Raw genomic sequence first — 25,208 nt, 5'->3', positions numbered from 1 at the left:
GCGCTTCCTCCGGCGGTTAGCGATGCAGGTCCCGAATTCCGGCGAGCAGGGATGTCGCCAGCTCCGGTAGGGAAACCAGGATATCCGGTAGTGACGGGTCGGCTTGGTTGTAGGTCAGCTCCGAGCCGTCGACGCGGCTGGCGAACGCCCCGGCCGCCTGCGCGACGGCGACGGGGGCCGCGGAGTCCCACTCGTACTGGCCGCCGGCGTGCACGTACGCCTCGACCTCGCCGGTGAGCACCGCGGAGATCTTCGCCCCGGCCGAGCCGATCGGCACCAGGTCGGCCCCCAGCAGGTAGGCCAGCTTCTTGACGAACTCCGGCGGCCGGGTGCGGCTCACCGCGATGCGGAAGCGGCCCTTCTCGAAGGCCGGCAGGGCGGGCGGCTCGGCGGTGGTCAGCGTACGGCCCTGCGCGGGCAGCGCCACGGCGCCCGCGGTCAGCTTGCCGCGCTCCCACAGCGCGACGTGCACGGCCCAGTCGGCCCGGCCCTCCTCGGAGAACTCGCGCGTGCCGTCGAGGGGATCGACGATCCACACGCGCTCGGCGCCCAGCCTGCGCGGGTCGAGCCGCTCCTCCCTGGTGGCCTCCTCGGACAGGACACTGTCACTGGGACGCAACCGTGCCAGCGCCTCCATGAGGAACACGTGCGCGGCCCGGTCGCCCTCCGCGCGCAGCGCGGCGGAGTCGCCGAACCCGGTGCGCTCGCGGACCTGCAGCAGCCTCTCGCCCGCCTCCGTCGCCAGGTCGCCGGCCACGGCGTGGTCGTCGCGAATCGTCATCAATATGCTCCTTGCCCGCGGGCGACGGCCGACCAAGTCTTCCACAGGATCTGCAGGTCCAGCGTGAGGGACCAGTTCTCCACGTAACGCAGGTCGAGACGGACGGATTCCTCCCACGATAGGTCAGATCGCCCGCTCACTTGCCACAGCCCGGTCAGCCCCGGACGCACCAGAAGCCGTCTGCGCACGTCGTCACCGTAGCGCGCCACCTCCTCCGGAAGCGGCGGGCGCGGGCCGACGAGCGACATGTGTCCGAGGAGCACGTTGATGAGCTGGGGCAGCTCGTCGAGGGAGTGGCGGCGCATCAGCGTGCCGAGCGGCGTCACGCGCGGATCGTTGCGGATCTTGAACAGCACGCCGTCGTGGTCGCTGACGAGGGTGATCTTCTGCTGCTCCGAGCCGCGCCGCATGGTACGGAACTTCAGGATCGTGAACGGCCTGCCGTCCTTGCCGATCCGGGTCTGGCGGAACAGCGCGGGCCCCGGGCTCGTGCCCCGCACGGCCACGGCCAGGGTCGCCAGCAGGGGCGACAGCAGCACCAGCAGCGCGGCGGCGACCACGCGGTCGAAGACGTTCTTGACCAGTTGCCGGGCGCCGGTCAGCTCGGGGTGCTCGACGTGCAGCAGCGGCAGCCCGGCGGCCGGCCGGATCATCGTGCGCGGGCCGGCGACGTCCATCAGGGCGGGGGCGACGACCAGCTCGGTGTGGGTGCGCTCCAGCCGCCAGGCCAGCCGGCGCAGCGCGTCGCCGTCCATCTCGGGGCAGGCCAGCACCGCCACGGTGTCGGCGCGCACCTGGTCGACGACCAGCGGCACGTCGCCGAAGTCGCCCGCGACGGGCACCTCGGTCAGCACGCCGGGCGGCTCGCCGTAGGGCAGGCAGGCGGCCACGACGTCCATGCCGTGGTGGCGCTCCCTGCGGAAGAGGTGGACCAGCTCGGCGATCGAGGCCGGATGGCCGACCGCGACCACGCGGCGCATGCAGGCCCCGGCCGCCCTGCGCCGGTTGAGCGAGCGCCGCAGCAGGTAGCGGGCGACCAGCGTGAGCAGCGTGACCAGGGGCAGCGCGAGCACGACGTAGCCGCGGGCGACGTCGGTCTTGGTGACGTACGAGCCGATCGCGGTGGCCGCGGTGAGCGCGACGCCGGCGTGCACGACGCGCCGGAACTCCTCGGAGCCGGCGCCGATCATGCGGGGCTCGTAGGCCCGGTTGAGCGCGACCGCGCAGATCCACACCCACGGCAGCGCCACGCTGACCAGCAGGTACGGCAGCACGTAAGGGGTGAACCCGCCGAACCTGCCGCAGAAGGCGGCGGCGGACCCGATGCCCGCCCCGCACAGATCGCCCACCACGGCACGGAACCGGTAGGAACGCATCCACGCCGGAGTCACCGGGCTGACCCGCCACGAGAGGGCCTCGCCGGACTTCACGGGCTCTCCTGCCTCACTCCGTGAGGCGGCCTCGGTCGCCAAATGCCGTCTTCCCCCGCTCCGCTCCCGCCGTCGCTCCGGGCGGTGGCACGCCTCTGTGTGCCCGTTCCCGAACGGACAGTCACCGATGCTAGCCGCGCGTGCGCCACGACAGGCGGCGAACGGTTCTATGCGGCGATCAGCGTGGAGGGCCGGAAATGTGGAGATCAGCCCGGTGGAAGTCGTTCTGGGTGGCTTCCAGGCCACGGGCCATGAGCGATTCGACGACGTCGGCGCCCCGGTCGACGAGGAAGGGCAGATCCTTGCGCTCGACGGTGACGAAGTCGCGGAGCACGAAGGTGGCCGGGTCCATGCGGCCGGGCGGCCGGCCGATGCCGAAGCGCACCCTCAGGTAGTCGCGGGTGCCGAGGACCTTGGTGATGGACTTGAGCCCGTTGTGGCCGTTGTCGCCGCCGCCGAGCTTGGCGCGCAGCGCGCCGTAGGGGACGTCGAGCTCGTCGTGGACGACGATCAGCCGATCGGGGCCGATCTTGTAGAAGTCGGCGAGCGCCTTGACCGGCCCGCCCGACAGGTTCATGTACGTCAGCGGCTTGGCCAGCACGGCCGCCCGCGTCTCCAGCACCTCGGACCTGCTCTTGTGCGCCTTGAAGCGCCCGCCGGCCCGCGCGGCCAGCTCGTCGAGCACCATGAAGCCCGCGTTGTGCCTGTTACCCGCGTATTCGGGCCCCGGATTGCCCAGTCCGACGATCAGCCAGCGGTCCATGTGCGCTCCCTTACAGCGGAACGGGGGCGGCCTCGCGCCACCCCCGTCGTCGCGGTACGTGCTTACTCGGCGGCAGCCTCGGCGCTCTCGCCCTCGCCCTCGGCCTCGGCGGTCTCGCCCTCGGCGGCCTCCTCGGCCTCGGCGGCGGGCTCCTCGGTCGGCTTGGCGATGACGTGGAGGACCACGGCCTCGGGGTCGGCGGCCAGCGTGGCGCCCGACGGCAGGTCGAGCTGCGCGGCGGTGATCACGGTGCCGACCTCCATGCCCTCGACGTCGACCTCGACGCCGGTGGGGATGTGGGTGGCCTCGGCCTCGACGGCCACCGAGACGAGCTGCTGGTCGAGCAGGCCCTCGGAGTTGACGTCGCCGGTCGTGGTGACCGGGATCTCGACGGTGACCTTCTCGCCGCGCTTGACCAGGAGCAGGTCGACGTGCTCGACGAAGCCCTTGATCGGGTCGCGCTGCACGCCCTTGGGCAGGGCCAGCTCGTCGACGCCGTCACCCTGGAGGCGGATCAGCACGTTGGGCGTGCGCAGGGCGAGCAGCACCTCGTGACCGGGCAGGGTCAGGTGCTTGGGGTCGATGCCGTGCCCGTAGAGGACGGCGGGCACCTTGTCGGCGCGGCGGATCTTGCGGGCGGCGCCCTTGCCGAACACCGTGCGCGGCTCGGCGGCGATACGTACTTCAGACACGACATCTCCTAGGGATGCAGAGATCGGATTGTGGCGCGCTCCCCCTCACCCGCCCTAGCGGAAGGCGTTACGAGCGCAACCCGTACAGCTTACTCGCTCAGGTGTCGCCCTCGAACAGGCTCGTGACGGAGCCGTCGGTGAAGACCTCGGTGACGGCGCGGGCGATGAGCGGCGCGATCGAGAGCACCGTCAGCTTGTCGAACCGCTTGGCCTCCGACAGGGGCAGCGTGTTGGTCACGATGACCTCGGAGATGCGCGAGTTCTTCAGCCGGTCGACGGCGGGGTCGGAGAAGACCGCATGGGTGGCGGCGACGATGACGTTGGTGGCGCCCTGCTCGTAGAGGGCGTCGGCGGCCTTGCAGATCGTGCCGGCGGTGTCGATCATGTCGTCGATCAGCACGCAGGTGCGCCCGCTGACCTTGCCGACGACCTCGCTGACCTTCACGGAGTTGGCCACGTCGAGGTCGCGGCGCTTGTGGATGAAGGCCAGGGGCGTGCCGAGGGTGTCGGCCCAGCGCTCGGACAGGCGGACGCGGCCGGTGTCGGGCGAGACGACCGTCGTGTTCTCCAGGTCGAGCTTGTTCTTCAGGTAGCTCTCCAGGACCGGCATCGCGAACAGGTGGTCGACGGGACCGTCGAAGAAGCCCTGGATCTGCGAGGTGTGCAGGTCGATCGACATGAGCCGGTCGGCGCCGGCGGTCTTGAACAGGTCGGCCATCAGCCGGGCCGTGATGGGCTCGCGGCCGCGGCCCTTCTTGTCCTGGCGGGCGTAGCCGAAGAACGGCATGACCACGGTGATGCGCTTGGCCGAGGCCCGCTTGAGCGCGTCGACCATGATGAGCTGTTCCATGATCCACTTGTTGATGGGACCGGTGTGGCTCTGGATCACGAACGCGTCGCAGCCGCGGACGGACTCAAGGTAGCGGGCGTAGATCTCGCCGTTGGCGAAGTCGATCAGTTTGGTGGGGGTGAGTGAGACGCCGACGTGCTCGGCGACCTCTTCGGCCAGCTCTGGATAGGCCCGGCCGGAGAAGAGCATGAGGTTCTTCTCGCCCGGCTGTTTGATGCTGGTCACTGTTCGTTCTCCTGCTGTGCTCGCTCGGCCAGCGCCCGTTCGGCGGCGGCGGCCGACTTGGTGCCCGCGCGCTTGCGCAGGACCCATTTCTCGATGTTGCGCTGTCGCGCCCTGGCCACGCCCATCGCCCCTGGGGGTACGTCGCTGACGATCACGGACCCGGCCGCGGTGTTGGCGCCTTCGCCGATCGTCACGGGGGCGATGAGCATGGTGTCGCAGCCGACGAACGCGCCGTCGCCCACGGTGGTGTGGTGTTTGTCGACCCCGTCGTAGTTGACGAAGACGGTGGAGGCGCCGATGTTGACGTCCTCCCCGATGGTGGCGTCGCCGGCGTAGGTGAGGTGGGGCACCTTGGAGCGCTCGCCGACCTTGGTGTTCTTCATCTCGACGAACGTGCCCGCCTTCGACCTGCGGCTGAGCACGGTGCCGGGACGCAGGTAGGCGTAGGGGCCGACGTTGGCCTCGGGGCCGATGTCGGCGTTGTCGCAGACCGCGTTGCGCACGACGGCGCCCTCGCCGACGCGGGTGTCGGTCAGCGTGGTGGCCGGGCCGACCTCGGCTCCGGCGCCGACGACCGTGCGCCCGTGGAGCTGGGTGCCGGGGTGGACGACGGCGTCGGGCCCGATCTCGACGCCCACGTCGACCCACGTGGTGGCCGGGTCGACGACGGTGACGCCGGCGCGCATGTGCTGCTCCAGCAGCCGCTGGTTGAGCACCTTGCGGGCGAAGGCGAGCTGGACGCGGTCGTTGACGCCCTCGACCTCGACGTAGTCGGCGGCCACGCAGGCGCCGACCCGGTGGCCGTCGCCGCGCAGGATGCCGAGGACGTCGGTGAGGTACTCCTCGCCCTGGGCGTTGTCGGTGGACACGCGCTTGACGGCGTCGGCGAGCAGCAGGCCGTCGAAGGCGTAGATGCCGGAGTTCATCTCCTTGATCGCGCGCTGCTCGTCGTCGGCGTCCTTCTCCTCGACGATCTCCAGCACGGCGCCGGAGGGGTCGCGGATGATCCGGCCGTAGCCGGTCGGATCGGGCACCTCGGCCGTCAGCACGGTGACCGCGTTGCCGTCGGCGGCGTGCTTGGCGAGCAGCGTGGCGAGCGTGCGGGCCTGCATGAGGGGCACGTCGCCGTAGGTGACCAGGATCGTGCCGGCGATCGTGCCGACCTCTTCGAGCACGGTGCGGACGGCGTGGCCGGTGCCGCGCTGCTCACGCTGGACGACGGCGCGCGCGTCGGGGCTGGTGGCGGCCAGATGACCGCCGACCTGTTCGAGCGCATGGCCGATGACCACGATGAGCCGCTCGGGATCGAGGTCGCGGGCGGCGGCGAGCATGTGGTCGACCAGCGCGCGGCCGCACAGCTCGTGGAGGACTTTCGGGGTCTGGCTCTTCATCCGGGTGCCCTCGCCGGCGGCGAGGACGATGACGGCTGCCGGGCGCGGCACACTCACGGACTGAGGCTCCCTGTGACTGGACGGATCAGGGTCGTCGGCGCGGCTACCGCACCGCAACCCTCCCGACACCGTGAGGATACCTGCCCGGTTCGGAACTCTCTCGCGCGGGGAGCCGCGGGATGGCTGTCAAGGCTCCCGGAAGAGGACTCGAACCCCTACAAAGTGGACCAAAACCACTTGTCCTGCCGATTAGACGATCCGGGACGGACCGGACGCCGTGGCGTCCGACACACAGCCCCTACGATACCGAGCCCGCACGGGCGTATGCGCCCTCAATTCTCTCGCACATCTCCAGTGCCGCGTATACCGGGGACACGCGGGGGTAGTCGGCACGCTGGTCGCATAACAGACCACCCCAAAAGCCGCAAGGTACGAAACCCACTCACCTGGGCGAGCCGACCGTCAGCTAAGTGACATCCACAGCTTAGGGCTTCCTTACTTACGATGGCGTAGGTTACGGTGGCGTAGCCTGGACATTCATCCTCATACATGTAGTTGGAGGTAGCCCATGACCGTTCTCGCCGAGCGTTCCTCCCCCGCCCCGAAGCCCGACTTCGAACCCGAACCGAAATCCAGAGCAGAGATCATCACGTTCGCTCTCGTGGTCGGGCTGCCCCTGGTCGCGCTCGCGGCGGCGGTGCCCCTGGCCTGGGGATGGGGACTCGGCTGGACGGACATCGTCATCGCCTTCGTCTTCTACGTCGTCTCCGGGCTCGGCGTCACCGTCGGGTTCCACCGCTACTTCACGCACGGCTCGTTCAAGGCCAAGCGGCCACTGAAGATCGCGATGGGCATCGCGGGCAGCCTGTCGCTGGAGATGTCCGTCCTGGACTGGGTGGCCACGCACCGCAAGCACCACAAGTTCTCCGACAAGGAGGGCGACCCGCACTCGCCGTGGCGCTTCGGCCCCGGTTTCAAGTCGATGTCCAAGGGCCTGCTGTACGCCCACATGGGCTGGCTGTTCGAGAGCGAGCGCACCAACCGCGAGAAGTACGCCCCCGACCTGTGCAAGGACGAGGACATCCAGAAGCTGCACAAGTGGTTCCCCACGCTGGCCCTCGTCTCGGTCCTGCTGCCCGGCGTGCTCGGCCTGCTGCTGACCTGGTCCTGGCAGGGCGGCCTGACCGCGCTGTTCTGGGGCTCGCTGATCCGCATCGGCCTGCTGCACCACGTGACCTGGTCGATCAACTCGATCTGCCACGTCTTCGGCGAGGAGCCCTTCCAGGTGCGTGACAAGTCGCGCAACGTCTGGTGGCTGGCCATCCCGTCGTTCGGCGAGTCCTGGCACAACCTGCACCACTCCGACCCCACCTGCGCCCGGCACGGCGCGCTCAAGGGCCAGATCGACCTCAGCGCCGGCCTGATCCGCCTCTTCGAACGGGCGGGCTGGGTGTACGACGTGCGCTGGCCGACGCCAGAACGCCTGGCGGCGAAGCGCATTGCCTGACGAGAATCAGCCGATGAACGGCCATTCGTCCGTGGCCGTCATTATGGAACCCGTGACCGAACCCCGATCTCGCAGGCGCATGTCCGGTAGAGAGCGCAGAGAGCAGCTGATCCGGATCAGCCGCACGCTGTTCGCCGAGAAGGGGTTCGACGGGACCTCGATAGAGGAGATTGCCGCCACCGCGCAGGTGTCGAAGCCCGTGGTGTACGAGCATTTCGGCGGCAAGGAAGGCGTCTACGCGGTCGTCGTCGACCGCGAGATGCAGAAGCTGCTGGGCATGATCACCTCGGCCCTCGCCGCCTCCCACTCCCTCATCAAGCTGGAGCGGGCCGCCCTGGCCCTGCTCCAGTACATCGAGGAGAGCAGCGAGGGCTTCCGCATCCTGGTGCGCGACTCGCACGCGGCCTCGGGCACGGGCACGTTCGCCAGCCTGATCAGCGAGATCGCCAGCCAGGTGGAGGACGTCCTGGCCGACGAGTTCGCCGGCCGCGGCTACGACCCCAAGCTCGCCCCCATGTACGCCCAGATGCTGGTCGGCATGGTCGCGCTGACCGGCCAGTGGTGGCTGGACGTGCGCAAGCCGGGCCGCGAGGAGGTCGCCGCGCACCTGGTGAACCTGGCCTGGAACGGCCTGACCGGCCTGAACCCGAGCCCGGCGATCTCGGTGGCCACCCGCAACCAGGCCGCCGCCGCCGCCAAGCCGCGCGTCAGCGACAAGGATCTGCGCGAGTTCGAGAAGGCCCGCGAGAAGGAGCTCAAGGAAGCCGAGAAGCTCCGCCAGCGAGAGTTGCGTGACGCGGAGAAAGCCAGGGTACGAGAGTTGAAGGAGCGCGAGCGGCTGCTGAAGGAGGCGGAGAAGGCCCGCGAGCGCGAGGAGAAGATCCGTCAGCGGGAGGCCAGGCTCGCCGAGCGCGCCGCACGCCTTGAGCAGGCCGACCAGCCAGAGTGAGTTCGTTGCGGCTACGTTAACGTTCCGTTCAACCAATCGGGGCAATATAGGCCATATGTCCGCGGAACCGCTGCAATCGGGAAACGATCTGCCCCTGCCACAGGAGCGGTTCCTCAACCGCGAGGAAAGCTGGCTCCAGTTCAACGAGCGCGTCCTCGAACTGGCCGAGGACCCGTCGATCCCGCTGCTCGAACGGGTGCGCTTCCTGGCCATCTTCGCCAGCAACCTGGACGAGTTCTTCCGCGTACGGGTGGCCGGCCTCAAGCGGCGCATGGCCACCGGCCTGCTGCTGCGCACCAAGAGCGGGCTCAAGCCGCGCGAGGAGCTGGCCCGGATCGCCACGATCGCCGACTCCCTGGCCAAGCGGCACGCCGCCGCCTTCCACGACCGCGTCTGCCCCCAGCTCGCGACCGAGGGCATCGAGATCGTCCGGTGGGACGACCTGGGCCGCGAGGAGCGCACGGAGCTGCGCAAGCTGTTCAGGGAGCGGATCAGGCCGGTGCTGACGCCGCTGGCGGTCGACCCGGCGCACCCGTTCCCCTACATCTCCGGGCTCAGCCTCAACCTGGCCGTGCTGGTGCGCAACCCGATGACCGACCACACCGTCTTCGCGCGGGTGAAGGTGCCCTCGCAGCTCCCCCGGTTCGTGCCGGCGTCGAAGGACCGGTTCGTGCCGCTGGAGGACGTCATCGCGGCGCACCTCGGCCAGCTCTTCAAGGGCATGGAGATCCTCCAGCACCACGTCTTCCGCGTCACCAGGAACGAAGACCTCGACGTCGACGAGGACGTCACCGAGAACCTCATGCAGGCGCTGGAGAAGGAGCTGCTCAAGCGGCGGTTCGGGCCGCCCGTGCGGCTGGAGGTCGAGGACACGATCACGCCGGAGGTGCTGGCCCCGCTCATCGAGGAGCTGGAGCTGGCCCCGCACGAGATCTACCGGCTGCCCGGCCCGCTCGACCTCACCGGCCTGCACGCCATCGCCGACCTCGACCGCGGCGAGCTGAGCTTCCGCCCGTTCGTGCCGGCCGAGGTGATCAACGCCGAGGACGACCTCTTCTCCACCCTGCGCGAGCGCGACGTGCTGCTGCACCACCCGTACGACTCGTTCGCGACCAGCGTGCAGCGGTTCATCGAGGTCGCCGCGGCCGACCCGCGGGTGCTGGCGATCAAGCAGACCCTCTACCGGACCAGCGGCGAGTCGCCCATCGTCGACGCGCTGATCGACGCGGCCGAGGCGGGCAAGCAGGTCGTCGTGGTCGTGGAGATCAAGGCCCGCTTCGACGAGCACGCCAACATCTCCTGGGCCAGGAAGCTGGAGCGGGCCGGCTGCCACGTGGTCTACGGCGTGGTCGGCCTCAAGACCCACTGCAAGCTGGCCCTCGTCGTACGGCAGGAGCCCTCGGGCGAGCTGCGCCGCTACTGCCACATCGGCACCGGCAACTACAACCCCAAGACGGCCCGCCAGTACGAGGACTTCGGCCTGCTCACCGCCGACCCGCTGGTGGGCGAGGACGTCACCGACCTGTTCATCCACCTGACCGGCTACTCCAACCACTCGGCCTACCGCCGGCTGCTGGTCGCGCCGCACTCGATGCGCAGCGGCCTGCTGGCCAGGATCGACCGGGAGATCGCCCACCAGCAGGCGGGCCGTCCGGCGCGGATCAGGATCAAGACGAACTCGCTGGTGGACGAGCCGATCATCGACGCGCTCTACCGGGCGTCCAGGGCGGGGGTGCCGGTGGACCTGTGGGTGCGCGGCATCTGCATCCTTCGCCCAGGAATCCCCAATTTGTCAGAAAATATCCGCGTAAGGTCGGTTTTGGGGCGCTTTTTGGAGCACTCCCGCGTGTACGAGTTCGGCCTCGGCAGGCGTCCCGAGGTGTGGATCGGCAGCGCCGACCTGATGCGCAGGAACCTCGACCGGCGGGTCGAGGCCCTGGTCAAGGTGACCTCGCAGCAGCACAAGGCCTACCTGATCGAGCTGATGGACCTGGCCATGGCCGACACCACGAACGCGTGGTGGCTCAACTCCGACGGCACCTGGATCCGCCACGACGGCGAGGACCTGCAGAGCCATCTCGTCGGCACCAGGCGATGGAGGACCGTTGACGACTGAGCTGCTCCGGGCCGCCGGAGCCGTGGTCTGGAGGGGCGCGGAGAGCAGCCCCGAGGTGGCGGTGATCCACCGTCCGCGCTACGACGACTGGACCTTCCCCAAGGGCAAGCTGGAGAGCGGCGAGCACGTCATCGCCGCCGCCCTGCGCGAGGTCACCGAGGAGACCGGCCTGACGGTCGTCCTGGGCCGCGCCCTGCCGCCGATCCACTACCTCAGCGGCGGCCGGCTCAAGCGCGTCGACTACTGGACCGCGCGGGTCGCCTCCGACGCGGGCTTCGAGCCGGGCGACGAGGTCGACGGGCTGCGCTGGCTGCCCGTCGACCGGGCCCGCGAGCTGCTGACCTACGAGTGGGACGCCGGGCTGCTGCGCGCCCTGACCGCCGCGCCGCTCGCGACCGTGCCGCTGGTGCTCGTCCGGCACGCCACGGCCGGGTCCAGGAGCAAGTGGGACGGCGACGACGCGCTGCGCCCGCTGGACGAGCACGGCGGCTCCCAGGCCGCCGCCCTGGCCACCGCGCTGCCCGCGTACCGGCCCGAGCTGCTGGTCAGCTCGCCCAGCCGGCGGTGCGTCCAGACGCTGGAGCCGTACGGGACCGAGATCAGGACCGAGCCGCTGCTCAGCGAGGAGGGCCAGGACCCGCGCAAGACGCCGGAGCTGGTCGGCGACCTCGCCGTGCCCGCCGCCGTGTGCAGCCACGGCAAGGTCCTGCCGCACCTGATCCACGCGCTCAGCGGCAAGGACGTGCACCTGCGCAAGGGCGCGTTCGCGGTGCTGCACCGGGCCGGCGGGCACGTCGTCGGCGTGGAACGCTACGCGACCTGACCGCTCGGGCCGCTTCGGCGGCCTTTAGGGCCTTTACGGCTTTGGCGGCTTCGGCGGGTCACCAGGTCACGGGCAGGCGGGCGAAACCTTGGGTGACCCTGCCCTCGTTGCGCGGCAGCTCGGCGACCGGGACGGCCAGGCGCAGGCCGGGCAGACGCTGGAAGAGCCGGCTGAACACCGCCTCCAGCTCCACCCTGGCCAGGCTCGCGCCGATGCAGAACCGCGGGCCGTACCCGAAGGCGAGATGCGGGTCGGTCGGAGGGCGGCCGATGACGAAGGTGTCGGGATCGGGATAGACCTGTTCGTCCCGGTTCGCCACGCCAGGGTTGAGGACGACGGCCTCGCCGCGGCGGATCGTGCGGCCGTCGATCTCGATGTCCTCGTGGGCGTACCTGGGCAGGCCGTGCAGGCTCGGCACGGCCATGCGCAGGATCTCCTCGACCACGGCGGGCGCGAGCCCGGGATCCGCCCGCAGCAGGTCGAGCTGGCCGGGGTTGGCCAGCAGCAGGAGCACGCCGTGGTCGATGCGGTTGACCGTGGTCTCGTGCCCGGCGAACAGCAGGCCGGCGGCCAGCTCGGCGACCTTGCCGTCGTCGTCCAGCTCGCCCGCCAGGTCCGACAGGACGTCTTCGGCGGGTTCGTGCCGTTTGCGGGCGATCAGCCCGGCCATGTAGGCGCTCAGCTCCGCCCATGCCGCCTCGCCGGCCGCCTCGTCCCGCAGGTCTGCCATGCGCGCGGACACGCCGCTGAAGTACTCCCTGTCCTCGTACGGGACGCCGAGCAGCCGGCAGATGACCAGCACGGGCAGCGGGAAGGAGAGCTCGGCGTGCAGGTCGGCCGGCGGCCCCAGCCCGGCCAGGCGGTCCAGCCGCTCCTCGACCAGCGTGCCGACCTCGCCGGCCAGCCGCCTCATCCGCCGGGCCGAGAAGGAGGGCGCGAACAGCCTGCGCAGGCGCTCGTGGTCGGCCTTCTCGGTGGCGGCCTCGCCCTGCGGCCCGCCGAGCAGGGCCGAGTTCGACACGCGCGGCGCCCGCTCGGGCTCGGGGTGGGAGCGTCCCAGCCGGCTGTCGCTGAACAGCCTGCGTGCCTGTTCGTAGCCGGTGACCAGCCAGACCTCGTCGCCCACCGAGGTGCGCACCCGCGCGATGCCCTCCTTCGCCCGCAGCTCCCGGTAGGCCGCCGGGACTTCGAGGGGGTCGCTGCGCGCGAAGGGTATTGCCGGAAGGTTCGTCATAGAACCTTCTTAACCGCCTTCACGGTTTCCGCCCAGACTCTGGGGAAATCGGCCTCGGCACGTTCGGCGGTGCTGCGTTCGATGCCGATCAGCAGCCCGTACGTGAAGGTGTCCTCGCCCGCCTGCCGGGCGCCCTCGGCCTCCTTGGCCAGCGTCTCCTGGGCGACCACGCCGTCCCGGTGCGCCCCCAGCACCTCCTGGACGTTCTCGGCCAGCTCGGCCAGCCTGGCCATGCCCTTGCCGAGAGTGGGTTCGAGGGCTTCGGCGGTGTATCGAGCGCGTTTGGCCGCCTTGCGGACGTCGTGCAGGGCGATCTCGCGGCGTCCTGCGTCCTCGGTGGCCTGGGCGACCTCGTACGCCCTGGTCACGCGGTCCCAGCCGGCGGCGGCCAGGGCGGTGAGCTTGTCCTTCGCCGGCTTGGCGGCGGCCTTGCCCAGCTCGGGGGTGGCGATCAGGGCGTCGAGGGCGTCCAGGAGGGCGTAGTAGCGGTCGCCGCTGAGCGCGTCCTTGATGCGCTCGTACGCCTCCTGCTCGCGGACGCGCAGGTCCGCGCCGAGCCGGGTCTGGATGGGGCCGGTGACCAGCTCGGGGGCGAGGCCGGACAGCTCCCCGGCGAACCTGGCCCTGATCACCTCCAGGTCGCGGGCCTCGCCGAGCACCGTGCCGAGCCAGCGCAGCTCCTCCTGGACCCGTTCCGTCCCGGTCACCACCGACTTGAACGCCTTGAGCGCGCTGCGCAGCCTGCGCGAGGCCACCCGCATCTGGTGGACGGCGTCCTCCTCGGCCCTGCGCACCCGCGGATCCTGGCTGAGCAGGGCGGCGACCTGGCTCGACAGGTAGTCGATGACGGTCTCGGCCGCCGTGCCGGGCTCGGTGGCGGCCCTGGCGGGCGGGGCGGGTTCGAGGAGCCGGGCGAGCTTGCTGGCGCTGCCCGCCGGGCTCGCCCCGGCCTTGCGCAGCCGTTTGCCGACCTTGGCCAGCAGGTCCCGCCGGTCCTCGGCCAGCAGCTCGGCCTCGACCTCGCGCCACCGCAGCACCTTGCCGTCCCGGTGGACGGTGCCCTTCACCCGGTCGTCGGCGATCTCGACCAGCCGGGTGCCGCCGTCGTGCAGCAGGGTGACGCTGCGCCGGGTGTCGAGCTCGGCCACGACCTGGAGCTCCGCGCCCCTGGCGTAGGCCCGGACGAGTTCGGCCAGCTCCGGCGGCACGACCTTGGTGCTGCGGGTGAGCGGGCACGTGATCTCCTGGCGCACGCCCCTGGCCTTGGGCAGCTTCAGGTGCCAGCCCGCGTCGTCGCCGCCGCGCCTGCGCCTGAGTGTGACGCCGCGCGCGGCCAGCCGCAGATCGGCCGTGTCGTAGTAGAGCGCCACGAGCTGGTGACTGCGCGGGCCCGTGACCTGGGCCAGGCCGCTCAGGTCCGGGATCGTGTAGTCGGCCGGAACGTCGAACTTGTCCTCGATCTCGATGCCCACTGCACCTCACAAGTGTCCGATTTCGGACCATGATGCCACCTGGAGATGAACATCACACGGCTTGCAGGAGCTCGATCCGGTTGCCCACGGGGTCCGTGACGTAGATCCGGCGGTATCCCGGGAAGAGGTCGTCGGGCACCGCGCCGGGGATCCTGGCCGCGTAGGCGTCGAGGTCCTCGACCAGGAACGCCGGGTGAGCCTTGCGCGCGGGCCTGAAGTCGTCCTCGATGCCGAGGTGGATCTCCACGCCGTCGCCGCGGAACCAGGCGCCGCCGCGTTTGGCCAGTTCCGGCGGCTTGGGGACCTCGCGCAGGCCGAGCACGTCGCCGTAGAAGGCGCGCAGGTCGGGCTCGCTGCCCTTGGGGGCGGCCAGTTGCACGTGGTGCAGGGCTTTGATCGTCATCTCTGGTCTCCACGGGTCATTTCTGGTCTCCACGGGTCATCTCCGGGCCACCACGGGTCATTTCTGGGCCACCACGAAGATGCGGCGGAAGGGGAAGGGGGTGCCGTAGCTTCTGGCCGGGTAGGCCTCGGCGAGCGGCCCGGCCAGGTCGGCCTTGAACCGCCGCTGCTCCTCAGGGTCGAGCCGGTCGAAGATCGGACGCAGGGCCGTGCCGGAGACCCAGTCGAGGACCGGGTTCTCGCCCTGGAGCAGGTGCACGTACGTGGTCTCCCAGGCGTCCACCTGGCAGCCGCCGTCGTTGAGGAAGTCGAGATACTGGATCGGGTCGTCCACCGGGTTGGTCCTGTTGAGGTCGCTGAGCCGGTCGGACCAGGTGCGGGAGGCGCACAGCTCGCGGATGGCGACGTGGCTCGGGGCGTCGAAGTTGCCCGGAACCTGGAAGGCCAGCCAGCCACCCGGAGCCAGCTCCTCCAGCCAGTGTTCGAGCACGCCGTGGTGGGAGGGCACCCACTGCAGGACGGCGTTGGAGACGATCACGTCCATGGGGCGGTCGGGGTGCCAGGTGTCGACGTCGGCCACGGCGAAGTGCACCGAGCTGGTGAGCTTGCGAGCCTTGCTGATCATCGCGGGCGAGGCGTCGAAGCCCTCGACGGTGGCGTCCGGCCAGCGTTCGGCCAGCATGACGGTGAGTTCGCCGCTGCCGCAGCCCGCGTCCACGACATAATCGGGAGCCACCGCACCGACTCTGGATATCAGCTCGATGAACGGCCGCGACCGCTCGTCGGCGTAGACGGCGTAGGTCACCGGGTCCCAGATATCTCTTGACATAGAGATAATTGATATCGAGAGAGATATCTCGATGTCAAGACAGTAGACTCTGTGTCATGACGCCACAGGATGACGAGGTCGACCGGCTGGTCGCGGCATGGCGGATCGAGCGGCCCGATCTCGACGTCGAGCCCCTCCAGGTCCTCTCCAGGGTGTCACGGCTGGCCAAACATCTCGACCGCGCCAGGCGGGCGGCGTTCGCCGAACATGATCTGGAACCTTGGGAGTTCGACGTGCTCACCGCGTTGCGGCGGGCCGGGAAGCCGTACGAGCTGAGCCCCGGGGCCCTGCTGCGGGCCACATTGGTGACGTCCGGCACGATGACCAACCGCATCGACCGGCTCGCGCAGGCGGGTCTGGTGCGGCGGCGGCCCGACCCCGAGGATCGGCGCGGCGTGCTGGTGTCGCTGACGGACACGGGGGTGGCGCGGGTGGACGCGGCGTTCGCCGACCTGCTCCGGCGTGAGCGCGACCTGCTCTCCGGCCTCCAACCCGCCGACCAGCGCTCCCTCGCCGCCCTCCTGCGCCTTCTCCTCGCCCCCTTCGACTCCCCCCAATAGCCCTCTACGAGGTCCCACGCAGGCTCTTCCGACCTGCGCCGCCGCGAACGGCCCCCATTTCGGGGGGCCTGCGGGCCCCGGACAACGGCGACGCTTCCAGCAGTGACGACGGCGGCCGGCCGCGTGCGGCCCTGCTCTGCTGCGGCTCCGTCCTCTGGGGTACTGCGCTTCTGCTGCTCTGCTGCTCAGCGCTTCTGCTGCTCTGCTGCTTGCGAGGCGATTCTGCTCTTCCGCGGTTCTGCTCTTCCGCGGGGTCCCCATGCCGAGGTTCTCTTACGCGGGCTCTCTGATGCGGTTCCGTCGCTGTGCAGAGCCCTGGCCGCCGACGTCGGCGAGCGTCAAGGCGGGCCGGCGGGACTGACCTCCATGAGCCTCACCCACCGACACCAGCGAACGTCCCCCAAGGCGGATCTGAGGGACTGACCCCCCATGGGCCTGGCCCGCCGACGGCGGCCGGCATCCGGCCGAGGCAGGGCGTGGACTGACCTCTAGGGGCCTCGCCGACCTGCGGCGGAGGCCATCACGTCGGTCACTGGCTTGCGACCTGTACCACCGACGCCGCCTCTCCGGCGGCCGTCGAACAGGCGGCCGTCGAACAGGCGGCCGTCGGACCGGTGCGGACCCTCGTGTGGGAGAGCGTGGCGGGGGTCAGTCGCCGAGGCGGTCGGCCAGTTCGAGCCATTCCGCCTCGACGGTGTCCTTCTGGGCCAGGACGTCGCGTAGCTGGGCGTCGAGGGAGCCCAGCTTGGCGTAGTCGCTGGCGGCTTCGGCCATGGCGGCGTGGAGGCGGGCCTCCTGGTCGCCGAGCTTGTCGAGCTGGCGTTCCAGGCGGTTGAGTTCCTTGCGGAGCTCGCGTTCCTCCTTGGCCGACAGCCCGGTCTCCGGCTGCGTGCCGGACGAAACCGCGGCAGGGGCCACAGCGCCGGACGCCGAGGCGGGGGCGCTGCCGACACGGGCGGTCACCGCCGTGCCTGCGCTGCGGCGTTCGAGGTATTCGTCGACCCCGCCCGGCAGCAGCACGAGCTTGCCGTCACCCAGCAGCGCCACGCACCGGTCGGTCACCCGCTCCAGGAAGTAGCGGTCGTGGCTCACCAGGATCAGCGTGCCCGGCCAGCCGTCCAGCAGGTCTTCGAGCTCGTTGAGCGTCTCGATGTCGAGGTCGTTGGTGGGCTCGTCGAGGAGCAGCACGTTGGGGTCGTCCATCAGCAGGCGCAGCAGCTGCAGCCGCCGCCGCTCGCCGCCGGACAGGTCGCCGATGACCTTCCACTGCGCGTCGCCCTTGAAGCCCAGACGCTCCAGCAACTGGGACGCCGTCCACTCCCGCTTGCCCAGCTGGAGGTACTTGCGGATCTCCTCCACCGACTCCAGCACCCGCCGCGACGGGTCGAGCTCGGTCAGTTCCTGGGACAGATGCGCCAGACGTACGGTCTTGCCCCGGATCACCCGGCCCGAGTCGGGCTGGACGCCGTCGGCGAGCAACCGCAGCACCGACGACTTGCCCGACCCGTTGACGCCGATCAGGCCGATCCGGTCGCCCGGCCCGAACTGCCAGGTGCAGTGATCGAGCACCAGCGGCCCGTCGCCGGGGCCGCCCGCGTGCAGGGTGACGTCTTCCAGGTCGTAGACGGTCTTGCCGAGCCTGGCCGCGGCGAACCGCATCAGCTCGACGGTCTCACGCGCCGGCGGCTCGTTCGCGATCAGGGCCTGTGCGGCGTCGATCCGGAACTTCGGCTTGGACGTGCGGGCGGGCGGACCGCGCCGCAGCCAGGCGATCTCCTTGCGCATGAGGTTCTGGCGGCGTTCCTCGGCGGCCTGGGCGATGCGCGCGCGCTCGGCCTTGGCCAGCACGTATGCGGCGTAGCCGCCCTCGTAGCGCTCGACCCGGCCGTCGACGACCTCCCACGTGCGGGTGGAGACGGCGTCGAGGAACCAGCGGTCGTGGGTCACGACGAGCAGGGCGCTCTTCCTGGCCGCGAGATGGGCGGCGAGCCAGGCGATCGCCTCGATGTCGAGGTGGTTGGTGGGCTCGTCGAGCATGACCAGGTCGTGGTCGTCGATGAGCAGACGGGCCAGCGCCGTACGCCTGCGCTCGCCACCGGACAGCGCGGCGGCCTTGGCGCTGAGGTCGAGGTCGCCGATCAGGTTCGCCAGGATCTCGCGGACCTGCTGGTCACCTGCCCATTCGTGCTCAGCCCTGTCCCCCAGGACGAGCTGGCTCACGGTGGCCTCGGGGTCGAGGGTGTCCTGCTGGGACAGGAACCCGACCCGCAGCCCGCGCGTGTGGGTGACCCGGCCGCTGTCGGGACGCACGTCACCGGCGATGACCGACATCAGGGTCGTCTTACCGCCCCCGTTGCGGCCGACGACGCCGATGCGCTCCCCGGCCTCGATGCCCAGGGAGACGTCGCTGAGGAGCGGCTTGGGCCCGTAGGCGTGGGAGACCGACTCAAGGTTGACCAGATTCATGACGTGTCCAGGGTATCGGTCCCCTCAACCGCTTCCCGACGCCCACGACGTCCCTTGATCGTCTACGGGCCAGGGATTGCCGGACCGAATGCTCGCCTTGAGCGCCAGGCTCACGTCCAGCTTCTGCAGGCGTCGTCCCCGCGTGATGAAGCGCCGGCCCTCGCGGTTCTGTACAAGCCGGCCCCCGAACCGATACCCGTGCCCCACCGCTGTTCAGATCCGGGGGCCAGCGGATGATGACGGCACCCACCACAAGAGCGACCACGTGCCTTTCGCCCGCTCCCATAGGCCGCCGCCCCAACAAGCACCGCGAACCAGCGCCTCAGGCTGTTGCCCCAGGTAGCCGCCTCGGGCTGCCCAAAGCCGCCACCCTCAGGCCACCACCTCAGGCCGCAACCTCGGACCACCGTGCCGTCTGTCGTGCCATGCCCAGCCAGGCGGCCCGTGCGGGCCGGCGGGGTTGGTCGTGGGGGCGCTGGAGGGGCGCGTCACCAGGGGTTAGAGCAGGGTGGCGCCGGTTACGGGGCCGTGGGCGGCGACCGTGGTGGTGGCGGCGCCGGTGGCGGTGAGGCTGTTGGCGAGGTCGCGGGCGTGGGTGGCGTCGATGGCCAGGAAGGCGCAGGTGGGGCCGGAGCCGGAGACGATCGCGCCCAGCGCGCCGTGCTGGCGCCCGCTGTCGAGCGTCGTGGCGAGCTCGGGACGCAGGGCCAGGGCGGCGGCCTGGAGGTCGTTGCTCAGGTGGGCGCCCAGGGCGTACGCGTCGCCGGTGCCGAGGGCCTCGATGAGCGGGGCGTCGAGCTCGGGCCAGGGCACGCGGGCGTTCGACGCCTCCCGCTGGCGGTCGCACTCCGCGTAGACCTTGGCGGTCGACAGGCCGCCGTCGGCCAGCGCGAACACCCAGTGGAACGTGCCGCCCGTGGGCAGCTCGCTGAGCTGCTCGCCGCGCCCGGTGCCGACCGCCGTGCCGCCGAGCAGCGAGAACGGTACGTCGCTGCCCAGGTCTCCGGCGATCTCCATGAGGTCCTCGAACGGCAGGCCGAGCCCCCAGAGCTCGTTGCACGCGACGAGAGCCCCCGCCGCGTCGGCGCTGCCGCCCGCCATGCCGCCGGCGACCGGGATGGCCTTCTCGATGATCAGGTCGGCGCCGTACGAGCGGCCCGCGTGCTTGGCGAGGGCGCGGGCGGCGCGGATGGCGAGGTTGTCGTCGTCGACGGGCACCTGGTCGGACCATCGGCCGTTGACCGTGACGGTGATCGACTCGGCCTCCTTCGCGACCACCTCATCGAAGATCGACACTGCGTGGAAGACATTGACCAGGTCGTGGTAGCCATCTTCCCGGAGCGGGCCGACTGAAAGCTGCACGTTGACCTTCGCGGGCACACGTACGGTCACCGAACTCATCGATCTTCTGCCACTTTCATCGCTTGCCGGGGTCAAGGACACTCGATGTTATCGGGGTGGGGTGCGCTGACATGCGGTTCTCGGAATTAGACGTGTGAGATGGCCGACTGCGGGCCACGCAGAGTGAGATTCGTCCGCCTTTCTACCGGTCAGGGGTTCATACGCCGATATTGCCGTCTTTCTGCCCCTCACCTCTTCGGGCCGGCCTTCCCTCCGGGACGACGCCGTGCCTTCCGCTTCGGTGACGGTCGCGGCCGTTGTCAGCGGTGGCGCAACAGGCTGGCGGATGCCGGACATTTACCACGGTGTCCGGCACCTTTCGCGAGGAGAACCTGTGACGCAGCGAGATCGCTTCGAGGCGGTCTACGACATGCACTACTCGGCGATACAGCAGTACGCCGCCCGCCGTACCAGCTCCCCCGAGGACACGGCCGACGTGCTCGCCGAGACCTTCCTCGTCGCTTGGCGGCGGATCGGCGACGTCCCTCAGGGGGACAAGGCGTTGCTGTGGCTGTACGGCGTGGCCCGGCGGGTGCTTGCCAACCAGCAGCGCGGCGCCTCGCGGCGGGCCGTGCTGACCGAACGCCTCCGCGACGAACTGGCCGCCGTCCGGACGGTGACGCCGGTCGAGTTGGACCACGTGCGCAAGGCGTTCGACGAGCTGCCCGAACGGGACCGTGAGGTGCTGGCGCTGGCGTGCTGGGAGGGGCTGAGCGGCGAGCAGATCGCCCAGGTCATGGGATGTACGGCGATCGCCGCCCGGACCCGGCTGCATCGCGCGCGCAGACGGCTGGCGGCGCTGCTGGAGCGGCAACCGTTGACGATGGTGATGAGGAAGGCATGAACGACATAGACGATCTGGTGCAGGCCATCGATCCCGCTCCGTACGCGCTTCCCCAGGGACCCGGCGCGCGCGAGCTGCGCGACGCCATCATGGCGGACGAGCCGCGGCGCGCACGCCGCCTGCCGCACCTCCGTCTACGGATCCTCTTGGCGCCGGCGGCGACGGCCGCGGTCGTCGCCCTGGTCGTCACGCTGGTCGTCACGCTGGTGACGAGCTTGACCGCGGCCCCGCCCGTGCTCACGCCGTCGAGACCCAACCAGGAGCTGTACGACCTCGCCGACAGGATCGAGAGGCTGCCGGCGAGCAGCGGCGCGTATTGGCGTGACGTTCGGATCGAGGGGAACACCTGGTCGGCCGGCGGCAGGTACATGATCATGGTGGTCGAGCGCCGGGAGACCTGGCAGCCGCGCGATCCCGCCGACGTGGTGATCAGGCGGTGGTCGTCGGCCGCCGCCCATCCGGCCACGGTCGCGGACGAACGTGCCTGGCGCGCCTCCGGGGCGCCCGCCCAGGTGGCGGGCCCGTGCTACGGCGGCGGCAGGACGTCGTGCCGTCCGGTCCCCATGAGCGATGGGGATGTCGTAGGCGGGCCGCCGTCGGCCCGTGGGGGCGGTGTGGGCGGTTCCAAGGGCTGCGGGTACAGCTCGGGGCTGGAGCCTCGTGGGATTTACCCCGATATGACGGTCGCCGAATTCACCATGGCCGATCTGTCCGGGTTCCCGGCCCGTCCTGACGCTCTGCTGAAGCGGCTGCACGCCTACCACGAGCTCTCGACGGCTCGCGGGTTCGCCCAGTCCTTCGAGGAGTTCTTGCCCGTCACCGTGAACCTTCTGGCCATGCCGCTCGGTCCGGCCCAGCGTGCGGCGGTGATCCGGGTGCTGGCCGGGTCGCCGTCCACCAAGGTCGTCGGCACGGTCAGAGACCCGCTGGGCAGAGCCGGGCTCTCGGTGGACTTCGGCGGCGCCGGAAGCCAACTGCTGTCGCCGGACAGGACGGCGACGGTCCGCGACAGGCACATCCTCGATCCCGGGACGGGCGAGCTGCTCGCGTCGGTCTCCTACGCGGCTCGTACGGGTGCGGGGGTGAGCGAGGGCCAGGTGCTGGGCTATCGGGCACGCGGCCCCGAGTCCGGCTGGACCGGCCCGCCGGCTCGGGCGCCCGAGGGGTGCAAGCGGGGTGGATGACCGGGCCTGGAGTGGTGCTGCCTCGTCGGACCCCTGGGCCTGACGCCGGGGACGGTCAGGGTCAGGGGTGCTCATGGCGCATCCCCACCCGCCTGGGAGCTGAACGTGCGGGATCCGGCCGGCCGAGGCGGTCCCGGGGCGGCGGCCGGGAGGCATCCACCTTGTCCAGAACGGCGGCCGGGGCTTCCATGTGGCTCTCGTCGATCGGGTTCAGCAGGGTTTGTGGTGGTCCGCATGGGTTCGTCCTTGGGATGCTGAGGGGGACTACTTGATGTGGAGGTGCTCGTGTCCGAGGTGACGGTTGTCGAGGTGCCGCAGTGGCGGGGGTCGGGGGCTCGTACGGCTGAGCGGCTGCGTGAGGGGGCTCGGCTGGTCGCCCAGATGGTGGACGCGGATCGTCGGATTCAGGTCGAGGTCGATGACGATGATCTGGTGGTCACTGCTGCCAGGGTTCGGGATGCGGTCGTCGAGGCTGGGTGGGACGGGCTTCTGGTCACGGCGGGTGGGGACTGCGGGGTCGAACTGGAGCCGGTGGCGGCGGCGCGACAGAGGTTCGGGGATGGGCTGGTCGTCGTCTGGTTCGATGCGCATGGGGATCTGAACACGCCGGAGTCGTCGCCGTCGGGGGCCTTTCATGGCATGGTCCTGAGGGCGTTGACCGGTGAAGGGCCTGACGGGCTGGTGGCCGGGCAGCCGGTCGGGGCCGGGCAGATCGTGCTGGCGGGGGTGCGTGATCTGGATCCGGCCGAGGTCGCGTTCGTCGAGGCTCAGGGTGTGCGGTGGGTGCGGGCTGCGGATGCGGACGCTCTGGTCGAGGCTGTCGGTGCTGCGGCTGCGGCGGGGGGCGGGGAGCGGACGGCTGTTTATGTGCATGTCGACTTCGATGTGCTTGATCCGCAGATCTTCGGAAGCGTGGGGTCTCCTACGCCTGAAGGGTTCCGGCCTGAGGAGCTTGTGGGGCTGGTGAGGGCCATTGCGGAGCGGTTCGAGGTGGTGGGGTTGGGGCTCATGGAGTACGAGCCGGCGGGGGCTGCGGATCAGGCATTGCTCACGTCGGTGGTGAAGGAACTGGTGACGGTCTGCGCCGGACGGTAGGTGGCGCTCGTGGTGGAGTGGTTCTTCTGGGTGCTGGTCGGGCGGGCGCTCGCCTGTGGTGCCGGTCAGGGTGAATGGTGGGCGCCCGCGGTGCTGGTCAGGTGAGCGGCAGTTGCCTGTGGTGCTGGTCCAGGGGTGAACAGCCCAGTTGATGGGCTCCCGTGGGTGGTGGACGCCTCAGGTTGCTGGACGTCTATGCGGAGGGCGTTCTGGGGGACCTGAGTCGGCCGTTCTTGCTGGTCGGGGGGTGTGGTCAGGCGGGGCGGATGGTTCCTCGGTAGGTGGCTCGGTAGTAGGCGGAGTTCAGGAAGTTGGTTCTTCGGACCACGTCGCCTGTGCGGGGGGCGTGGATCATGACGTTGTCGCCGAGGTAGAGCGCTACGTGGGTCGGGTCGCCGGTGCCGCCGAAGAAGAGGAGGTCGCCCTTGCGTCTGGAGGCGAGGGGGACTCTGCGGCCCTGGCGGAACTGGGTGCCGGTGTAGTGGCCGAGCCTCACTCCGGCCTTGGACCAGGCGTAGAGGGTGAGGCCGCTGCAGTCGAAGCCTCTTGTGTTCGCGCCGGTGCCGACTCCGATGGTGGGGCCTCTTGAGGAGCCGCCGCCCCACGAGAACGAGACGCCCAACTGGGTGAGGGCTGCGGCGGCTGCGATTTCGCCCTTGTGCTTCGGGCGCTTTCTGGGTTTCTTCGGCTTCGGTTTCTTGGGGTGGTGGGGGGCCGGGCAGCGGGTGGTGGCGGTTGCTCCGGTGCCGGTGGCGGGGATGGTGACGGTGGCCCGGAGGCATGGAGTGGGGGTGGCTCTGGCGGGGGCGGGGTGGGCTCCTGTGACGGTCAGGAGGCCGCTGCTGAGGATGATCGAGAGTTGGGTGATGGGGTGGCGGGGGTTCATCGGTGGCTCCTTCGTCGTGATGAGGGGACGGGAGCCAGGATCACGTGGGTGAGGCGGGGTCGGAGGGGCCGAACGGGGTTCTGTGGATAGGTGGGGGTTGAGCGTCTGAGGGTTGTGGAAGACCGCCGGGGGCGTCCTCTGTGGGCACCTGGTGGGGCTCTGCGGGCCCGCATTGGACGCGTCCAGCCAAGGCGCGGGTGGTGGATGCCTCGGGCTGAAGGGTCCCTGGCATGGCGAAGCTCCGGGAGCCGCAGACCCCAGAAGCCGGGGGTGCAGGGAACCTGGTGGTGGGGGGCGCGCTGGTGGAGGTTGCGTCCACGGGCACGCTGGTGGGGCGCGCTGGTGCAATCCGAGGGGTGCGGGCGCTCTGGTGCGGGCGTTCCTGTGCGGGCCTTCTGGGGGGCGCTTTGGGGGGTGCGCTGGGGGTTAGGGCTTTTGTTCGGCTATTCGGGCGAAGGAGTCGATGGTGAGTTGTTCGCCTCTGGCTGAGGGGTCCACGCCGGCGGCTCTCAGTGCCGTTTCCGCCTGGGACGGGCTGCCCGCCCAGGACGCCAGGGCGGCCCTCAGGGTCTTGCGGCGCTGGGCGAAGGCGGCGTCCACGACGGCGAAGACCTCTTCCCTGGTGGCCGTGGTGGCGGGGGGTTCGCGGCGGGTCAGGGAGACCAAGCCGGAGTCCACGTTGGGGACGGGCCAGAACACCGTACGACCGACCGGGCCCGCCCGCCGTACGTCGGCGTACCAGGCGGCCTTGACCGACGGCACGCCGTACACCTTGGAGCCGGGACCGGCGGCGAGGCGGTCAGCGACCTCCAGTTGCACCATGACCAGGCCCTTGCGCAGCGAGGGCAGCGTCTCCAGGAGGTGGAGCACCACGGGGACGGCCACGTTGTACGGGAGGTTGGCCACCAGGGCCGTGGGGTCGTGACCGGCGAGGTCGTCGAGGCCGATCCTCATGGCGTCGGCGTTGACGACCGTGAGCCGGTCGGACGGGCCGCGCTCGGCGACGGTGAGGGGCAGTTGGGTGGCCAGGACCGGGTCGATCTCGACGGCCACCACGTGCGCGGCCTCGGGCAGGAGCGCCAGGGTGAGCGAGCCGAGGCCGGGCCCGACCTCGATGACCACGTCGTCGGCCGACAGGTCGGCCACACGGACGATGCGCCGGACGGTCCCCGCGTCGATCACGAAGTTCTGGCCTAGCTTTTTGGTGGGGCGAAGATCTAGCTTGTTCGCCAAAATACGTATTTCTGCAGGGCCCAACAGCCTCATCATCCAACCAGTCTCCCGCATCGAAGAACCTGCGATGGCGGA

Annotated in this window: 22 protein-coding genes and 1 tRNA gene; 8 read left to right on the top strand and 15 right to left on the bottom strand. The window is 70.3% G+C overall.

What is annotated here, in order from left to right:
* Positions 1-16: 16 nt before the first annotated feature.
* The 7 genes from ACIBST_RS30875 to ACIBST_RS30845 all read right to left on the bottom strand — a co-directional run bounded on the left by ACIBST_RS30875 (position 17) and on the right by ACIBST_RS30845 (position 6,396).
* Positions 17-781: a 3'(2'),5'-bisphosphate nucleotidase CysQ gene (locus ACIBST_RS30875; protein WP_397176767.1), complete on the bottom strand. Its 765-nt coding sequence runs from the start codon at positions 779-781 to the stop codon at positions 17-19.
* On the bottom strand, positions 781-2,157 hold the full coding sequence (locus ACIBST_RS30870; RefSeq protein ID WP_397177142.1) for a sugar transferase: 1,377 nt from the start codon (positions 2,155-2,157) through the stop codon (positions 781-783). The genes ACIBST_RS30875 and ACIBST_RS30870 overlap by 1 nt, the downstream gene beginning before the upstream one ends.
* Positions 2,158-2,389: 232 nt before the next feature.
* Positions 2,390-2,974, bottom strand: coding sequence for an aminoacyl-tRNA hydrolase (gene pth / locus ACIBST_RS30865; protein WP_397176765.1), 585 nt, complete (start codon positions 2,972-2,974; stop codon positions 2,390-2,392).
* 62 nt (positions 2,975-3,036) lie between these two features.
* Complete coding sequence (locus tag ACIBST_RS30860; protein ID WP_397176763.1) at positions 3,037-3,666, bottom strand: 50S ribosomal protein L25/general stress protein Ctc; 630 nt, start codon at positions 3,664-3,666, stop codon at positions 3,037-3,039.
* Positions 3,667-3,763: 97 nt separating this feature from the next.
* Positions 3,764-4,741 carry a ribose-phosphate diphosphokinase gene (locus tag ACIBST_RS30855; RefSeq protein WP_352321976.1) on the bottom strand — a complete coding sequence of 326 codons (978 nt, stop codon included), beginning with the start codon at positions 4,739-4,741 and terminating at the stop codon, positions 3,764-3,766.
* Positions 4,738-6,189, bottom strand: coding sequence for a bifunctional UDP-N-acetylglucosamine diphosphorylase/glucosamine-1-phosphate N-acetyltransferase GlmU (glmU, locus tag ACIBST_RS30850; RefSeq protein WP_397176761.1), 1,452 nt, complete (start codon positions 6,187-6,189; stop codon positions 4,738-4,740). The genes ACIBST_RS30855 and glmU overlap by 4 nt, the downstream gene beginning before the upstream one ends.
* Before the next feature lie 135 nt (positions 6,190-6,324).
* A tRNA-Gln gene (locus ACIBST_RS30845) sits at positions 6,325-6,396 on the bottom strand.
* Between the two features lie 304 nt (positions 6,397-6,700).
* Here ACIBST_RS30845 and ACIBST_RS30840 point away from each other — a divergent pair.
* The 4 genes from ACIBST_RS30840 (at position 6,701) to ACIBST_RS30825 (ending at position 11,527) form a co-directional block, all read left to right on the top strand.
* Complete coding sequence (locus tag ACIBST_RS30840; RefSeq protein WP_397176759.1) at positions 6,701-7,639, top strand: acyl-CoA desaturase; 939 nt, start codon at positions 6,701-6,703, stop codon at positions 7,637-7,639.
* A gap of 79 nt (positions 7,640-7,718) precedes the next feature.
* On the top strand, positions 7,719-8,588 hold the full coding sequence (locus ACIBST_RS30835; protein WP_397176757.1) for a TetR family transcriptional regulator: 870 nt from the start codon (positions 7,719-7,721) through the stop codon (positions 8,586-8,588).
* Between the two features lie 55 nt (positions 8,589-8,643).
* On the top strand, positions 8,644-10,704 hold the full coding sequence (locus ACIBST_RS30830) for an RNA degradosome polyphosphate kinase (protein WP_397176755.1): 2,061 nt from the start codon (positions 8,644-8,646) through the stop codon (positions 10,702-10,704).
* The gene (locus ACIBST_RS30825; RefSeq protein ID WP_397176753.1) at positions 10,694-11,527 is read left to right on the top strand and encodes an NUDIX domain-containing protein; all 834 of its coding nucleotides are present in this window, start codon (positions 10,694-10,696) and stop codon (positions 11,525-11,527) included. Before ACIBST_RS30830 ends, ACIBST_RS30825 begins: the two co-directional genes overlap by 11 nt.
* 58 nt (positions 11,528-11,585) lie before the next feature.
* Here the strand turns inward: ACIBST_RS30825 and ACIBST_RS30820 are convergent, their stop codons facing one another.
* Genes ACIBST_RS30820 through ACIBST_RS30805 form a run of 4 tightly spaced genes read right to left on the bottom strand, consistent with a single transcriptional unit; the run spans position 11,586 to position 15,464 of the window.
* Positions 11,586-12,761, bottom strand: a complete 1,176-nt coding sequence (locus tag ACIBST_RS30820; protein ID WP_397176751.1) for a cytochrome P450 — start codon at positions 12,759-12,761, stop codon at positions 11,586-11,588.
* The gene (locus ACIBST_RS30815; protein ID WP_397176750.1) at positions 12,758-14,233 is read right to left on the bottom strand and encodes a CHAD domain-containing protein; all 1,476 of its coding nucleotides are present in this window, start codon (positions 14,231-14,233) and stop codon (positions 12,758-12,760) included. Before ACIBST_RS30815 ends, ACIBST_RS30820 begins: the two co-directional genes overlap by 4 nt.
* A gap of 52 nt (positions 14,234-14,285) precedes the next feature.
* Entirely contained in the window at positions 14,286-14,636 is a 351-nt protein-coding gene (locus tag ACIBST_RS30810) for a VOC family protein (protein ID WP_397176749.1), read from the bottom strand.
* 57 nt (positions 14,637-14,693) lie between these two features.
* Positions 14,694-15,464: a trans-aconitate 2-methyltransferase gene (locus ACIBST_RS30805; protein WP_397176747.1), complete on the bottom strand. Its 771-nt coding sequence runs from the start codon at positions 15,462-15,464 to the stop codon at positions 14,694-14,696.
* A 56-nt stretch (positions 15,465-15,520) separates the two neighbouring features.
* Between ACIBST_RS30805 and ACIBST_RS30800 the strand changes: the two genes are divergently transcribed.
* Positions 15,521-16,024: a MarR family transcriptional regulator gene (locus ACIBST_RS30800; RefSeq protein WP_352321957.1), complete on the top strand. Its 504-nt coding sequence runs from the start codon at positions 15,521-15,523 to the stop codon at positions 16,022-16,024.
* A gap of 648 nt (positions 16,025-16,672) precedes the next feature.
* Here the strand turns inward: ACIBST_RS30800 and ACIBST_RS30795 are convergent.
* The gene (locus tag ACIBST_RS30795; RefSeq protein WP_397176745.1) at positions 16,673-18,490 is read right to left on the bottom strand and encodes an ABC-F family ATP-binding cassette domain-containing protein; all 1,818 of its coding nucleotides are present in this window, start codon (positions 18,488-18,490) and stop codon (positions 16,673-16,675) included.
* A 498-nt stretch (positions 18,491-18,988) separates the two neighbouring features.
* A complete protein-coding gene (locus ACIBST_RS30790; RefSeq protein WP_352321954.1) occupies positions 18,989-19,891 on the bottom strand; it encodes a 4-(cytidine 5'-diphospho)-2-C-methyl-D-erythritol kinase in 903 nt (300 codons plus the stop codon).
* Positions 19,892-20,225: 334 nt separating this feature from the next.
* Here ACIBST_RS30790 and ACIBST_RS30785 point away from each other — a divergent pair, with 334 nt between their 5' ends.
* The 3 genes from ACIBST_RS30785 to ACIBST_RS30775 all read left to right on the top strand — a co-directional run bounded on the left by ACIBST_RS30785 (position 20,226) and on the right by ACIBST_RS30775 (position 23,014).
* The gene (locus tag ACIBST_RS30785) at positions 20,226-20,735 is read left to right on the top strand and encodes an RNA polymerase sigma factor (protein ID WP_397176743.1); all 510 of its coding nucleotides are present in this window, start codon (positions 20,226-20,228) and stop codon (positions 20,733-20,735) included.
* Entirely contained in the window at positions 20,732-21,919 is a 1,188-nt protein-coding gene (locus tag ACIBST_RS30780) for a CU044_5270 family protein (protein WP_397176741.1), read from the top strand. The genes ACIBST_RS30785 and ACIBST_RS30780 overlap by 4 nt, the downstream gene beginning before the upstream one ends.
* A gap of 285 nt (positions 21,920-22,204) precedes the next feature.
* A complete protein-coding gene (locus tag ACIBST_RS30775) occupies positions 22,205-23,014 on the top strand; it encodes an arginase family protein (protein WP_397176739.1) in 810 nt (269 codons plus the stop codon).
* Between the two features lie 253 nt (positions 23,015-23,267).
* On the opposite strand, the gene ACIBST_RS30770 is transcribed toward ACIBST_RS30775, so the two are convergent.
* A complete protein-coding gene (locus tag ACIBST_RS30770) occupies positions 23,268-23,900 on the bottom strand; it encodes an NlpC/P60 family protein (RefSeq protein WP_397176737.1) in 633 nt (210 codons plus the stop codon).
* Between the two features lie 426 nt (positions 23,901-24,326).
* Entirely contained in the window at positions 24,327-25,187 is an 861-nt protein-coding gene (gene rsmA / locus ACIBST_RS30765) for a 16S rRNA (adenine(1518)-N(6)/adenine(1519)-N(6))-dimethyltransferase RsmA (protein ID WP_397176735.1), read from the bottom strand.
* Positions 25,188-25,208 lie beyond the last annotated feature (21 nt).

Origin of the sequence: Nonomuraea sp. NPDC049684 (assembly GCF_044465345.1) — a bacterium.
Lineage (GTDB): Bacteria > Actinomycetota > Actinomycetes > Streptosporangiales > Streptosporangiaceae > Nonomuraea.
The sequence above is the reverse complement of the archived record's forward strand: the minus strand, read 5'-3'. Positions and strand labels throughout refer to the sequence as shown.